Consider the following 16,008-nt stretch of genomic DNA (forward strand, 5'->3'; position numbering starts at 1 on the left):
TGTTCTTAATGATTGCTTTTAAGCGAATTGTTTATTTTTTTGTCGTTTTTATCGTTCAAACGTTATTCTTTTCGTCTGTAACTTACGCAGTTGATAAGCGTGAGGTGCTCAGTAGCGATAAAAACATATCACAAAAAATTGAAACTCTTAGTACTATAGAAGACAAACAGGCAGCGGTTGACTATTCAATCTCACTATTAAATCGCGCTGACTTAACTCCCCTGCAAACTATCGCCATTTTAAAAATACAAGAAAGTCATTATTATCAACTAAGTGAACTTAGACTTGCATTAGCCGCTGCTAAACATGTGCGATTAATCGCGGCTAAAAATAACTTTAAAAAAATTGAAGCAGACGCTAATAAAAGTATGGGTATTTATCATTATTTAAAGGGGGAGTTACCGCAGTCAGTTGAAGCTTCAAAAGCCTCATTAGCCTTCTATTTAAATTCAGGCAAGCCCTTAATACTCGCTAATTTATATAATAATATTGGTTTGGCTTATATTGATATGGGCAATATAAGTAGCACTTTAGAAAATTTTCAAGCAGCTGAAACTATTTATCAAACCTTCGGTAGCAAAGCAGATCAAATTGATATTCGTTATAATATTGCGGGTATGTATTTGCGTATAAAGCGATACGATGCCGCGGCAGAGCTGTATGTAGATGTTATTGAAAAACTAGCCGATGTCGATGACAAACTCACGTTAGCGAAAGCTAGAGGGGAATTAGGCACGGCATATAAGTATTCTGGAGAGTATCAAAAAGGTCTGGAATTACTTTTACAAGCGATTGAATATTTCGAACATTCAAATAATCAATATTACTTATCAGCCTTTAGTCATAACATTGCCGGTCTTTATAATATAATGAACCAGCCAATCAATGCCATGAAATATGCAACTCAAGCCGTGAGTATGGGCAAAAATTCGGGTAATAGTATTGCTTATGCTGGTGGGCTTCACAGTTTAGCCCAAGCGCAGTTTTCATTAGGTTATGTCGAAAAAGCTTATGTAAATATACTTATTTCTGATCAACTCGCTCATAAAATAGGTCATGAAGAGCAAATGATTAACAATATGGCGTTACTCGCTTTAATTTATTCCGCACAAAACAAACAAAGTGCCGCATTTAAAACCCATCAAGAATATATCAAAAAAACAAGAGAAATTGCGAATAATAAGCTTAATATTCAGTTAGCAGACTTTGAATCTGAGAAATTAAAACAAGAAAATAGTCAACTCAAACAAAACGAAAAACTTCAGCAATTACAAATAGAGCAGGCTGATCAAAAACGTAATTTTAGTTTAGCGGCTGCTACTTTTATTATTGTACTCGTTTTATTTATCTTGAATCGTAATATTGAACGTCGCTCAAAATTAAAGTTATCTGCGCGAGTAAAAAATCGCACACAAGAATTAGAGCTACTAACCAGTGAATTAGTGAAGGCTAATGCGATTAAAAGCCAATTTTTAGCCAATATGAGCCACGAAATCAGGACTCCTTTAACCTCAATTATCGGCCAAGCTGAGGCGATCACTAATGGTGATATGGATGAAAAATATTTACATAAAGAAGTCGAAATCATTCATGGAAATAGTTTACATTTATTAGAGCTTATTAATAACATTTTGGACTTAAGTAAAGTTGAAGCCAATAAGTTAGAGTTGGAATTAGTCGAGCAAGACTTGCAGATTATCTTACATGACCTGGCTAATCTGTTTATCAAATCAGCAAAAGCTAAAGGGCTACATTTTGAGATTATTCATACCTTACCTAGCTCCCTTCTCCTCAGCATTGACGGCTTTCGTTTAAAACAAATTTTAATTAATTTATGTTCAAATGCGATTAAGTTTACCCACAAGGGATCTGTTACGTTAAATGTATCGATAAAAGACGCGGCACTCACCATTGCTGTCAGCGATACGGGTATTGGAATGAGTGAAACGCAGTTACAGGAAGTATTCACAAGTTTTACTCAGGGTGATAGTAGCATTAGCCGACGCTTTGGCGGTTCAGGCTTAGGTTTATGTTTGTCTGAACAATTAGCAAAATTAATGTTAGGAAAAATATCAGTAACAAGTACCTTAAATAAAGGGAGTACATTTACGTTAGTTTTACCCTGTAAACAACTTGAGTCGATACAATTATCGGATATTTCCCCAACAAAAATTGTTGCTACTACTTTAGTGCCAGTCACCCATGAGACTAAATTTGATGGACAAGTGTTACTTGCTGATGATCATGATGATAATAGACGTTTAATCGCTCGGTTATTAACATCATTAGGTTTAGATGTTTTGTGTGCGAGTAACGGTCGAGAAGCAGTCAAACTTTACTTGGAAAGTAAGCCTAAGCTTATTCTTATGGATATTCAAATGCCAGAAATGGATGGCATTGAAGCTTTTAAAGTCTTGCGTCAGCAAGGTTGCGTTCAGCCTATTGTTGCATTAACAGCTAATGCGATGTCCCATGAAGTGGACAAATATTTAGCACTAGGCTTTGACGGACATTTAAAAAAGCCTATTGAACGAAAATTATTTATTGCCACCATTGCAAGATACTTTGGTGAACATGTTGATGAAAATACAGCCGTAAAGGCTATTGCTTCAGTTGACATGTCTGATTTGGTGATTGAATTTAAATCTAACCTAGTACTAGAGCAGCAAGACTTGATCCTCCATATTAAAAATAATGAATTAATAAAGCTTGCTGAGCTTGCGCATCGCATTGCTGGAGCCGCACAAATGTTTGGTTTTTCACTTGTTTCAGTCAGTGCGATAAAATTAGAGAAGCATATTAAAGCGGGCTCTTCTCATCTCATTAGTGAAGCAGCGCAAAGCTTACTTAATGAAATAGACCAAGTGCTTTGGTAGTTATTTATAGCACCTGGCTTTATGGGGCTTAGCTTTCTTCTTTCATAAAGAACACTTGCTTCATCGGTTGTTCAAATAGGTTGGCAATTTTGAAAGCGACTTCTAATGAAGAGAGTATTTTCCTTTTTCAATCGCTGCGATTGTTTACCTAGAGACCGAAACGGCATCTGCAAGTTTCTGCTGAGCCACTTATTGATGCGAAAACCCTAATATTTAATATTATTGGTAATTATTTTTGCGGTATTCATAACCCCGACGATAAGATATTAAATTTACAAACGCGCTAATAATCTCTACTAATAAAGTAATAACCAAATGCAGAATCTCATATTTTTTAGGTAAACCAAGCATTGAAAATGTAAATTGAAACACTCGTAAAAATAAGATGCAAAAAACACCTAAGGCTAAACATTTATAGGCACGATTTTAATAAGTAAGAAGACTCAATCGCTTAACTAAAACTTAATTTTTCTGGTCAATATATCCGTAAACATCACCCAGTCGCCTACAAGGCTATAGATAGGATAGGTAAATGTTGCAGGTTTGTTTTTTTCGAATATAAAGTGACCAAGCCAAGCAAACCCATAGCCAATAAAAGGAATGAACCATAAACCTTGCCAGTGACTATAATTAATACAATAAAAGATGAGCAATAATATGAGTGATGAACCGATAAAATGTAACCGCCGGCATGTTCGGTTCTGGTGTTGGCTTAAATAGAAGGGGTAAAATTCTGCAAAAGATTGATATTTTTTTATAGTCACTGTTTACGCCTCAACTTTATAGTACTAATTAATTTTACTGGTCAATATTTTAAAACCAATCAGTATCATTGCACCGCCTAAAATACGGTCTATCCAATGACCTAAACGCTGAAATTTCTCATTTATTTTGGGTTGGGATAACAACATCACTACGGATGAGAACCATGCAAGCTGTATTGCCATCATCCAAAGTCCATAAATAACTAAATGTAATAAGGGTAAATTGGGAGAAAGTACGACAGTAAAAAGTGCAACGAAATAAATAGGTGCTTTGGGGTTTAAGGCATTACATAAAAATCCAACACCAATGTTTTTTAAAGATGAACGTTTAACCGTCGCTTGTAACTTAACTTTTGTGGCTGTTGTCGACGAGGCTTTTGCACGGATCCCCTGAACTCCTAAATATAATAAGTAACTTCCACCTAGTATTTTAATGATCCATAAAGTCGCTGATGAATTGGCAATAATTGCCGCTAAACCTAAGGCAGAATAAATAATGTGTATAGATAAGCCCAACGCAATACCAATACTGCACATTAAGCCCGCTTTTTTCCCTTGGCTTAATGTTTGCTGAGAAACTAAAATAAAGTCAGGACCTGGCGAGGCAGCGGCTAACAGGTGAATTGAACTAATTAACAGTAAACCTTGTAAGAGTTCCATGATATTTCTCGTTGATATTATTTATGAAAATTTAATGTTCTTTTAGGTGATTAGCAAGTAATGAATTAAAAGTATCTAAAGCCAGATAAAGTTCAGGAATACTTTTGTTCAGTAACGTTATATCTTCTTCTTTAGATAACGTTTCTATTGAACTCACTAAGCTTTGTACTTGAGACCCCCCTAAATTACCTACAGCCCCTTTTATTGAGTGCAGGTTATAATTTATTTGCTGCCAGCGCTCTTCCTTGATGGCATTTTTTAAATCGAGTATTTTCTCTTCACAATCATCTAAGTAACATTTTACTAATAGTGTCATTTTTTTAGGGTTACCTCCGAGCCTTCTTAATAGTGCCGATTGCTGCCAAAGAGAGTCATCTTCGCTTGCTGACTTTTCTCTAGAGCCCAGGCTCAGCGTTAAGTGGTCTGCATTTAATGTATGGGTATCTAAAATAGTTGTTTGCTCTGCTTTAACACCTAACCATAACTTCAATTTATTATTGACGTTGCTTGGCTCTATAGGTTTGGTTAGATAGTCATGCATGCCAGCGATTAAGCACTTTTCTTTATCACCTTGCATTGCATTAGCGGTCATTGCAATAATCGGTACTAATTTATTTTCTTCTCCTGCTTCACCAAGACGTATACGTCGCGTTGCTTCATAGCCATCCATCTCAGGCATTTGGCAATCCATAATAACTAACGAGTAGGGATGGCTTTTTAATGCCTCTTTTAAGCTTGTTAACGCCTCTATGCCATTTGCTACGGCATCAGCAAGTAATCCCAATCCTTGTAAAACACCCAAAGCAACCATTTGGTTTATACGGTTATCTTCAACAACCAATATCCTGGTGTTTTTAGGCCAGCTACTGGTTAGTGTTTTTGTATTATTGGTTTCTACAGTATTCATCGCGTTTAAATAATGATGAGTAAGCAAAGGAGAGGCTTGTTTTAGAATTTCACCACCGTGGGCAACAACAGACAGTGTTTTAAAGAGATCTGATGTTGTTGTCGGTTTCGGAAAATAAGCACTAAAGCCAATATCTGCAAAATATTTTGCATCACCTCTTTTACCCATAGATGTCATCATGACCAGCTTCATTGCTTTAAAGGCAGGTTCACCTTGAAATATTCTAGCTAACGATTCACCTGACATATTAGGCATTTGCATATCAAGCAAAGCAATATCAAAAAATGGCAGATTCTTATCTTCTTCTCTTTCTTTACATAGCGCTAATGCTTCTGCGCCACTGCTCGCTTCCTTAATATTTGCGCCCCACCGTTGTAATTGAGAGCGCAGTGCATCTCGATTAGTTTCATTATCATCAACAATTAAAATGTGCAGGGTTGAAATATCGACTGTGGGTATAACAAGTGTTGAACGGTCACTCTTTTCAACTAATAAGGTAAATTCAAAACAACTACCTTCTCCCTTTTTATCAACAACTTTTATATCGCCATCCATTAAATTACACAGTTTTTTTGTAATGGTTAGTCCAAGACCGGTACCGCCATATTTTCGAGTCGTTGAAGAATCTACTTGATTAAATGCAGAAAAAAGAGACATTTTTTTCTCTTCGGGTATACCAATGCCGGTATCTGAAATACTACATTGTAAGATTAATTTCTTGTCATTATTCATATTTTCTGTGATCAGTTTCGCCTTAATCACTATTTCGCCGTAATGAGTGAATTTTATAGCATTACCTAAAAGGTTCGTCAGTATTTGCCTAATTCTGCCCGGGTCAGATTTGATCATCGAGTCTTCTATACCGGCTAAATCAAGTACTATTTCTAACCCTTTTTCTTGTGCAGGTAAGGCCATCGATTCAGCAAAATAACCAAATAAGTTTCTTAAATTAAAGTCTAAGTGTTCTAATTCTAGTTTTCCAGCATCAACTTTTGAAAAGTCTAAAATATCATTAATTAAAGTTAACAAAGAGTCTGCACTTGATTTAGCGATATTAACTCTGTGTTTTTGCTCTTCATCTAAATTACTATTGAGTAATAATCCGAGCATTCCTAATACGCCGTTCATGGGGGTGCGTATTTCATGGCTCATATTTGCTAAAAACTCTGATTTTAGTTTTGCGGCTTCTTCCGCTTTTTTAAGTGCTGCGATCCTTTCTTGATATGAATCATTAATATTTCGGCTGGTAACGAGTAAAAGAGCACTAACAAAGAGGCTGAGAAACAGAGCGATGGCCGCGGTAATATATGACTCATTTTGCTTTTCTGTCAGTAAATTATTCAGCTTATTTTGTATTTGTTGACTAAGGAAGTTTTCAATATTCTGCAGAATTACACTTTTATCCTTAAGCACACCTAAAGTATATTGCGGATCCGTTTCCCATAAGCTGTTTTGTAAATACTCTAAAGCTTTATTCGCGGGAGCGTCGTCTATCATAACAAGCTGATCAATTTCAAAAACAGACTTACCTTGTTTTCTATATTGACTAATACTAGAGAGTTTTTGTTGATACTGGTTGATTACCGCTGAAAATTCATCAAGGTGGAAAAGTGCTTTTTTATTGTACTGATTGATATCTCGTAAGTTGTCTATAATTTTTTCTACATCATGGTATAGCGTTAAATAATTGACTCGGTATTTTTCATTATCACGTAGTACATAATTCTTAAATTGGTGAATAAGGCCATTATAACCGATTGATGCTTTTAGTTGAGCGACAAGCTGTTCGGTGTTTTTTTCGAATAACACGTTTTGAAGTCGGGAAGCTTCTTTTATTGTGGTGTTATCAAGTAATTGCATGACATGTTTTTCATCACGTTTAAAGAGTGATGAAATAAATATATCATTGTAGAGTTTTTCCTGATTATTTTGCTGGTGGATTCTGAGCTTAAGGGGCCGAATATCGAGCGTGTTAATATTTTTTTTTTCATTTTCAAAAGCGATAAGCCAAATAGAGTTACTCAGTAGGTTTAAAGATTTTAGTTTTAATAACGTAATAAAATTACTGTGCATTCTCCCGATGTCTTTATGGCTAATTTGGTCTGAAAATGTTTGTAATCGACTTAAAAACTGATCTTTCCAATCAATATAATAACTAATGACTTGCAGCCAAGATACATTCTGTTCATCAATCGCATGTCTGATATCTAGTAAGTCGCTTTTAAAGCGGGCTATATATTGTTGATTAAACTCACCTACCTCTATGTGCTTAGTGGTGATCCCTTCTTTCAATGACTGAATTAACGTATCAACAGTTAAGCGAAGGGCTTTTAGTTGACTTAGTGGCTCATTATTTGACTGTTTTTTTTCTGGCGTAGCAGAGTATTCATTCAATAAAAGGGCGCTAAACTCTAATTCTTGGTTAGTTGCATCGATCAGTTGAGCAATCTTTATATCGAGTTTAATGATGCTTTCGGTATGGTTTAAAATGGCTATGTCATCTTGATTTTTATTGACGATATTTAACATCAATGCAATAGCAATAATAAGGGGTAAACCAGAAGAAACTATCAGTTTTTTGCGAATATTAGAGCCATCTGATGAAATATTAACAATATGTTTTCTAATGAGTAAGTAAACGATAGGAGTGATAGATAGGCTTAATAATAGCGAATCTAACAGTGCTTCTGGTAAATAGGGAAATATGGCTTGTAGCCAAGGTAAAAACTGCATGATTAAAAACTCAGTAAAACCAATGGCAACAGCTAATAGTATAAGAATAATGACAATATTATTTTGACGATGTTCACTGTTTGATACGAGACTCAAGTTATTTTACCGCGCTGTTAATTTATGTCTAACAAAGTATAGACACAATTTTAAGTCTTTCATAATCAAGACTTAAATTTTTTTAAGTTATCCCCATATTTATAGGTTAATCGTTAACGGCTATGTTGTGTATTAAAAATAACAGCCAAGTCATTTTAGGACACGTTCTAGACATTAATCGCTACTTTTAATGCTAGCTAAAAGCAAAATTGAATTGATTTTTAACAATAACACTTATAAAGGTATGGGAATCTTATTCTCTTTTTCTTTTTCTTAGTTGATTCTGGCGAGCTATTAAGGATAATAGCCGGCCTAGTCATAACTAACTACAGAATCCAATTAACTATGCGCATTGATAAATTTATATGTAAAAGTACCGAACTCACCAGAAGTGAAGCTAAAAAATTACTAAAAATGGGTGAAGTGCGCGTCAATGGTGACGTTATTAAAAATGCGGCAACACAAGTACATGAAAATAACAGCGTCACCGTTGATGGTGCTGAGCTTACTGCGCGCAGTTCTCGTTATATTATGATGCATAAACCCCTGGATACCATTTGTTCTAATGTTGATGAAGTTTACCCGTCATTACTCCATTATATTGAAGTAGATAAAGCGTTTGATCTTCATATCGCAGGTCGTCTTGATGCAGATACAACGGGGTTGGTACTCGTTACTGACGATGGCCGCTGGTCACATAATATTATTTCACCCAAAAAAGAGTGTGCTAAGGTTTATCGCGTTAATTTACGCAATGCAATATTGTCAGAAAAGTCAGTAGAGTTAATCGAACGGTTCAAATCTGGATTACAATTACAAGGTGAAGACCAACTAACGCTACCCGCTATATTAGACATCATCAATGAAAAAGAAGTGCTACTCACTATCACTGAAGGTAAATACCACCAAGTTAAGCGTATGTTTGCCGCGGTTGGTAACAAAGTGGTTGGTTTACATCGCCAGCAAATTGGCAAGATCAACTTAGATGTTGAACTAGGTACTTGGCGCTACCTCACTAATGATGAAGTTAATAGTTTTTAGTAAAACATTAGGGTTAATAATACACAGAAGACACGATAGAAAAAGAAAATAATTGTTTGATGGTATTATTTTAGGCTTAAATTTTACTAAAAATTAAACTTTTATTTTAATCTGCCGATTAAATGTTCAATAAAAAAATACTAACGATTGGACAAGTAAAGTGGATGTACTTATAGATTTATTACCTTCTGTCAATCAAGTTCAAACAGAGCGTTCAAAGAAAGATAAGCGACAACGTAATAAATACAGCCGTCAAATGAACTCAGCCGTAAACCATGCGGGTGTGTCTAGTGGTGTTGAAAACAGTGCGGCGATAAAACACGTTTTTTGGAAAGGGTACGAACGTCGTTCATCGGTTAATCGGCGTAAGTTAAAAGATAAACGGGGCCGTTGGCTAGAGTCGCGCGACAGAAGTGATCGTCGAGCGACTAAACATGGCATTTCAGTAAAAATTTAGAAGGAAAAAGTCTCTATTTTTTCTGTAACTGATTAAACTTTTCCATTTGTTCAGGTGTTGCTGGTAATTGGTGCTTTTCTTTCCATTCGCTGTAAGGCATACCGTAAATCTGTTGACGAGCAGTATCGATATCTACTTCAACGCCTAACTTTTCAGCCTCTGCAACCGTCCATTTAGAAAAGCAGTTACGACAAAAACTCGCTAAATTCATTAATTCAATATTTTGCACATCTTTTCGGTTGTCTAAATGAGCAAGTAAACGGCGAAAAACAGCGGCTTGTATTTCAATTTCTTTATCCATAATTATCTCTATATTTAATGAAGTGAAGCGGACTCTTCAACTTCCTTAGTGGGTTTCTGATAAGGTAAAATCCGAATTATCATGCCCATATAAGGGTGATCAAAATAGTGTATTTCGGTACTTCTTACGCGTCGGTCTTGTTTAAAGTTTATGGTTTTTAACTGTGCAGATTGCTGTTTTTTACTGCCAGGTAATAATTTTTGTGTTGCTTGTTCGGCTAACGACATATTCATGACATTAAAATCAGCAGTAATGTGTAAATAAAAATCAACCTCCACTTTCAATAAACCTTCAATAGTCCAGTCCTGAGGGGGTTCAATGGGCGCTATTTGCATATTAGTTGAATTTAATATGCTGTGCGTATTGTTTATATCTTTGTCTATTTCGGTTAATAAATTGCTTTTTTCTACAGGCAAACTGGGTAACTTCACGATAAGTTCTTGCAAACGTTCTTTTACTAATTTTTGTTGCAATGCTTCTTCTGAAAGGCCTATTAAAGGAGAGCTTTGCTTATAAATGGCTTTGTGTAGAAGCGCTTCTTGTGTCTGCGCTTGTTTAAGTTGATGCTGAAATTGCTGTAACTCTTGTTGATAATGAACATTAAAATTTTCACCGGCAAATACTTTCAGTGGTATTGCTAATTGTTTTGTTTTTGTTTTTTGACGCCAGCCAAAATGCATTAACGGTTTGAAGTTCCTACTACGCGCTATTTCTTGAACGATATCGTCAAGTTGTAACGATGCTTCACTGAGTAAATAGTCTTGATCAAGGTAGATGTTTTCATTGTTATCAATAGTTGACGGTACGTTGCTAAGAGTAAAAGCCGTATAACTTTCGTAAACGTTTCGGTTTCTAGATTGGTTGAATTGGTTAAACTGCTCAGGAGTAATGGTACACATAGCTTGAGAAAATGAAGCGATTTCATCTGCATAATTCAATTGAATAGCCGAAAATTCAGTCGCGGATTTTTCGAGTAACTCTGTACGTTCCGCTAATTCTTTTGCACTTACTATCGGTGGCTGATCTATTACCTCTAGGGCATTATGGCTAATCAGAGGATCCGCTTCGCTTGATATTTTTTGTTCAATCAACAGGCTGTTTTTTGCGTAAAAATCATCTTCAGTATTCGCAACAAGCTTGCTGTTTTGTGCTTCGTTAGCTTTATCGTTGCCATCGCTAGAATGTGATATTGGCGTGCTTGAACTTGTATTATTAATCGATTGAGCTGTTATTGCTGTAAAATCAGCCAAGCTTTTTACGGCGAAGTAAGGCTGTGCTTTTATTGTCGTTATCGCTTGATCAATAAATGATTCCGCGTAAACAGGCGTATCACAACTAGGCAATAGCTGTTTTAAACTAGTAATATCAGGATTAAGGTAAGGGCCTAATAAGTCGATGAAATTTCGATATTCGGGTAAAGCAGTATTATCTGGAAAATTCTCTTTTAACAGGGCTTTGTCACCTAACTGACTAAAGAGGATCACTTCCACTTCAAACCAACGGTCGGTATTATCTTCACCCACTGCACTCGCTTGCTGTGAAAATATGAATGCTGTTGATAACAGCATTAAATGTTTTAATTTCATTAATCATCCATTCGGTAATGTTTCACACTGACTTATCACATAACGTTATGACTTGAAGCCATTTATTGAAAAGGCAAATTCAAGTGCAATGTTCATTGTCCTATCTTACGGTTATTTTTTCGTTTTTACTAAATCATTTAACATAGAAGTCACTAAAATAAAACGCGACTTGCTGTCTTCAGTCGCAATTTTAAATTGGAGTTTATTGGCACCAACTAATTTATAAACGAGCGGTTGTTGCTGAATTAAGCCAATAATAAGCATGGGGTCTACTTTTGTCTCGTTACTAAATTCAATTGAGCCACCAGTAGGGCCTGCTTCAATTCGAGAAACCCCTATTTTTTGAGCTTTTAAACGTAATTTAGCAATGTGGACTAAATTTTTAGCGGCTTGCGGTAACAAACCAAAACGGTCGATGAGCTCAACCTGAATTTCGTCAAGTTCATTTTTATTGCCGCAACTGGCAATACGCTTATAAATGCTTAATCGTAAACTTACGTCAAAAATATAATCATCGGGTAGCAGTGCCGGTACACGCAATTCAATTTCAGTTTGCTTAGCCGTCATATTTTCAAGCGATAACTGTTTACCTTGTTTTAAGGCCGCAACGGCTTGGTCAAGCATTTCCATATAGAGGGTAAAACCAATCTGACTCATCGAGCCACTTTGTCCTTCACCTAATAATTCACCTGCACCACGAATTTCTAAATCGTGAGTGGCTAAGGTAAAGCCAGCACCTAAATCTTCAAGTGAGGCAATTGCGTCAAGACGTTTTTTCGCATCTTTAGTGATACGCTTAACATGAGGCGTTAATAAATAAGCATAAGCTTGATGATGTGAACGACCGACACGACCACGTAATTGATGGAGCTGAGCTAAACCCAAGTGGTCGGCTCTGTCCATAATTATTGTATTGGCGGTGGGTACATCAATACCCGTTTCTATAATTGTTGTACAAACTAATACATTGTAACGTTGATGATAGAAGTCACCCATAATACGTTCAAGTTCTCGTTCACGCATTTGCCCATGAGCTGTGGTTACTTTGGCTTCGGGCAGCAATTTTTGAATATCTGCGGCGGTTTTATCTATAGTGTCTACATTGTTATGTAAAAAGTAAACCTGACCACCACGCAGAATTTCACGTAAAATAGACTCGCGAATAAGGGCATCGTCACGTTCACGAACAAATGTTTTTACCGCTAAACGTTTTGCTGGCGGTGTGGCAATAATTGATAAGTCGCGCATTCCACCCATAGCCATGTTTAAGGTACGCGGAATAGGGGTTGCGGTTAGCGTTAATATATCGACATTACTGCGTAATTGTTTGATTTTTTCTTTTTGTTTTACGCCAAATCGATGTTCTTCATCAACAACTAATAATCCTAAATCTTTATATTTTATGCTGTTTTGTAATAGTTTGTGCGTGCCGATAAGAATATCTATTTTACCTGATTCAACATCAGCAATAACAACGTTTTGCTCTTTAGCTGTTTTAAAGCGTGACAATACTTCAATAACAACGGGTAAGTTAGCAAAACGATCGCGAAAGTTTTCATAATGTTGTTGGGCGAGCAAGGTTGTTGGGACTAAAATAGCAACCTGTTTACCATCATTAACCGCAACAAAGGCGGCACGCATCGCGACTTCGGTTTTACCAAAACCCACATCACCACAAACAAGTCTGTCCATGGCCTTATCACTGAGCATATCAGAAACAACGGCTTTAATGGCTTGCTCTTGATCGAAGGTTTCTTCAAAGGGAAAACTGTCTGAAAAGGCTTGGTACTCGGCTTTGTCACGTTTAAATTGATAACCTTTGTTATTTGCTCTACTGGCATATATATCGAGAAGTTCAGCAGCAACATCCCGTACTTTTTCAGCGGCTTTTTGCTTTGCTTTGCTCCAAGTATCATTGCCTAACTTATGTAGAGGCGCACTTTCTGCGTCAGTACCAGAATATCGGCTAATTAAGTGTAATGAGCCAACAGGGACATAAAGCTTTGATTCACCGGCGTAAATTAAAACCAAAAACTCAGTGGTTATGCCACTATTTTCGATGGTTTGTAAACCCATGTAACGGCCAATACCGTGTTCAAAATGTACCACAGGTTGACCGATTGAAAGCTCGGCTAAGTTTTTGAAAATAGCGTCTGCTTGAATATTTTGCTGTTTAGTGCGGCGGCGACTTTGCTTTACGCGCTCACCCAAAAGTTCATCTTCGGTGATTAAGGCAATAGCATTTTTCTTGGCAGAGCCTTTACTTTGAAAAATAAAACCACTGTTAAGGGTATTAACGGTGATGCCCAGTTTTTCTGAGCTTGCTACAAAGCTTTCAATATCATCAAAATATTGTGGCTTAATATGGTTACGTTCTAATAGCTCTAAAACACTTTCTCGGCGGCCTTCACTTTCAGCCACAAATAAAATTTTATCAGGTGTTTCTTTGTGGCTAATAAAGTTATTAATTAATTCAAAAGGGTGTTTTAGTTGATGATTAACCGTAATATCAGGTAAGGGCGTTACATCAAAACGGATATGCCCAGCTTTCGATTTCGCCTCATCGTTAGTATCCGTTAGTTGTAATGTGGATATTACCGGTGTTTTCTCTATTGAAATTCGGTCAAAAGGTTTTAACGCACTATAAAATTCGTCGTTATTTAAAAATAGTTTTTTGGGCACTAATAACGGTCGTGTTAAATCATAGCGGCGCTCTTCAAAGCGGTAATCAATATCAAGCCAATATTGTTCAATCGCTTTATCAATATCACCACTGAGCATTATTCGGGTATCATCACTTAAATAATCACATAAGGTGCTTGTTTCATCGAAAAACAGGGGTAAGTAATATTCAATACCTGCCGGTAAAATGCCATCACTGACTTGATGATATATTGATTCTTTGTGGATGGTCTTTGGAAACGCTTCCCGATATTGGCGGCGAAATAAATTAATTGCTGTTTCGTCGGTAGGAAATTCGTGTGCGGGTAATAAATTGATTTCATTTATTTTATCACTTGAACGCTGGTTTTCAGGGTCAAATAAGCGAATATCATCAATTTCATCATCAAAAAAATCTAAGCGAAAAGGCGTTTTACAACCCATCGGAAATATATCAAGAATGGCACCACGTGCTGAAAACTCGCCATGCTCCATCACTTGTTCAACACTGCGATAGCCGCTGGCTTCAAGGTTTTGGCGCATTAGATGTAAATCTTTTTTGTCACCTACTTTTACGACCAAGCTATTCGTGCGTAAATACTGAGTTGGCGCTAGGCGTTGTAATAATGTCGAAACAGGCACAATAATGATGCCGTTTTTCATGTTCGATAATTGATAAAGCGTTGCTAATCGCTGGGAAATAATGTCTTGGTGTGGCGAAAAACTATCATAGGGGAGTGTTTCCCAATCGGGAAATAAGCAAATAGGCAGTTGCCGCTTTTTATTTAAACTTTTTAGCTCTTGCTCAAAACGCAATGCCGACTGGGTATCGTTGGTTAATAACAACACTGGGGCATCGGCATTGAGGGCACCATGGTAAATCGCTAACGTATCACTACTGCCTAATAAGTTAGTCCAATGCTTTTTATCAGCATGTTTGCCGCGACGTTTAGTTAATACCGGTTCAAATAAGTTAGCAGTTTTACTCATGATTTCTCTATTAAATATTTTGTTGTTAATAAGGCGCGCTAAAACAGCGCATTATCTTAGCATGACTTAACGGTAAATTTTAAGAACGAGTAAATACTTTTTTGTTTAAAAAACTATAGTGATATAATAACGCCCAGCTTTACATTGGGTAGGGCCTGCTGTTTTTTTTGGAGAGTTTTGTGACCAATAATGATGTTTTACGTCGTTTAAGATATACCTTTAATTTTAATGATCAAAAGATGATCGACCTATTTAATTTAGCAAAGTTAACGGTAAGTCGTGAACAAATCAGTTATTGGTTAAAAAAAGAAGATGATCCACAAGTTATTAACTGCAGTGATGTTCAACTAGCCACTTTTTTGAATGGTTTAATTATTGATAAACGTGGCGCCCGTGATGGTGAAACACCGCCAGCTGAAAAACGAATGAATAACAATCTTGTGCTCAACAAATTAAAAATAGCATTAGCGCTGCGCGCAGAAGATGTTCTCGATATGATGTCTACGTCAGGTATACGTATGACTAAGCCAGAATTAAGTGCGTTTTTCCGTAAGCCCGATCATAAACATTACCGCGAGTGTAAAGATCAGTTCTTAAGAAACTTTATCCAAGCTATTGATACCAAATATCATGTTAACCGCCCTGAAAAATTCACCCCAAAACGTGCAGTCGAAGCGGTAAAAAAACCTGAGTTACCTAAAAAAGACTATCAAGCCGCTAAGCCTAAAGTGAGTAAAATATACATAAACCCCAATGCCACTAAAGCAACAGACAACGATGATAAACCTAAAAGAAAAGTGTTAAAACTTAAGCCTTCAGATATTTATAAAAATTAGGTTTTACGCGTGGTTATTTATATTCTGTAAGACTCGATAATAAATTTTCCTATGTTAAATCATAAAAGTATAAATTTTACTTTAATTGAAAAGAGCTTTT

Annotated in this window: 10 protein-coding genes; 4 read left to right on the forward strand and 6 right to left on the reverse strand. The window is 36.4% G+C overall.

Going from position 1 to position 16,008, the window contains the following annotated elements:
• Nucleotides 1-8 precede the first annotated feature (8 nt).
• Complete coding sequence (locus H4J52_RS09175) at nt 9-2,876, forward strand: ATP-binding protein (protein WP_182181524.1); 2,868 nt, start codon at nt 9-11, stop codon at nt 2,874-2,876.
• Nucleotides 2,877-3,331: 455 nt separating this feature from the next.
• On the opposite strand, the gene H4J52_RS09180 is transcribed toward H4J52_RS09175, so the two are convergent.
• The 3 genes from H4J52_RS09180 to H4J52_RS09190 are packed head-to-tail and all read right to left on the reverse strand — an operon-like array spanning nt 3,332 to nt 8,036.
• On the reverse strand, nt 3,332-3,640 hold the full coding sequence (locus H4J52_RS09180) for a DUF962 domain-containing protein (protein WP_310649676.1): 309 nt from the start codon (nt 3,638-3,640) through the stop codon (nt 3,332-3,334).
• A gap of 24 nt (nt 3,641-3,664) precedes the next feature.
• Entirely contained in the window at nt 3,665-4,300 is a 636-nt protein-coding gene (locus H4J52_RS09185) for a LysE family translocator (RefSeq protein ID WP_182181525.1), read from the reverse strand.
• Between the two features lie 31 nt (nt 4,301-4,331).
• Complete coding sequence (locus tag H4J52_RS09190; RefSeq protein ID WP_182224562.1) at nt 4,332-8,036, reverse strand: hybrid sensor histidine kinase/response regulator; 3,705 nt, start codon at nt 8,034-8,036, stop codon at nt 4,332-4,334.
• A gap of 345 nt (nt 8,037-8,381) precedes the next feature.
• Between H4J52_RS09190 and H4J52_RS09195 the strand changes: the two genes are divergently transcribed.
• Both H4J52_RS09195 and H4J52_RS09200 read left to right on the forward strand, forming a co-directional pair.
• On the forward strand, nt 8,382-9,077 hold the full coding sequence (locus tag H4J52_RS09195; RefSeq protein ID WP_182181527.1) for a pseudouridine synthase: 696 nt from the start codon (nt 8,382-8,384) through the stop codon (nt 9,075-9,077).
• Nucleotides 9,078-9,237: 160 nt separating this feature from the next.
• Nucleotides 9,238-9,534, forward strand: coding sequence for a hypothetical protein (locus tag H4J52_RS09200; protein WP_182181528.1), 297 nt, complete (start codon nt 9,238-9,240; stop codon nt 9,532-9,534).
• Between the two features lie 13 nt (nt 9,535-9,547).
• On the opposite strand, the gene H4J52_RS09205 is transcribed toward H4J52_RS09200, so the two are convergent.
• The 3 genes from H4J52_RS09205 to mfd form a co-directional block, all read right to left on the reverse strand.
• The gene (locus H4J52_RS09205) at nt 9,548-9,835 is read right to left on the reverse strand and encodes a DUF1244 domain-containing protein (RefSeq protein ID WP_182181529.1); all 288 of its coding nucleotides are present in this window, start codon (nt 9,833-9,835) and stop codon (nt 9,548-9,550) included.
• Nucleotides 9,836-9,849: 14 nt separating this feature from the next.
• Complete coding sequence (locus H4J52_RS09210) at nt 9,850-11,421, reverse strand: CsiV family protein (RefSeq protein ID WP_182224563.1); 1,572 nt, start codon at nt 11,419-11,421, stop codon at nt 9,850-9,852.
• Between the two features lie 111 nt (nt 11,422-11,532).
• Nucleotides 11,533-15,072, reverse strand: a complete 3,540-nt coding sequence (gene mfd, locus H4J52_RS09215; protein WP_182181531.1) for a transcription-repair coupling factor — start codon at nt 15,070-15,072, stop codon at nt 11,533-11,535.
• A gap of 179 nt (nt 15,073-15,251) precedes the next feature.
• Between mfd and H4J52_RS09220 the strand changes: the two genes are divergently transcribed.
• Nucleotides 15,252-15,908: a DUF1456 family protein gene (locus tag H4J52_RS09220; RefSeq protein WP_182181532.1), complete on the forward strand. Its 657-nt coding sequence runs from the start codon at nt 15,252-15,254 to the stop codon at nt 15,906-15,908.
• Nucleotides 15,909-16,008: the final 100 nt, after the last annotated feature.

Source organism: Colwellia sp. MB02u-14, from assembly GCF_014076915.1.
Classification (GTDB): domain Bacteria; phylum Pseudomonadota; class Gammaproteobacteria; order Enterobacterales; family Alteromonadaceae; genus Colwellia_A.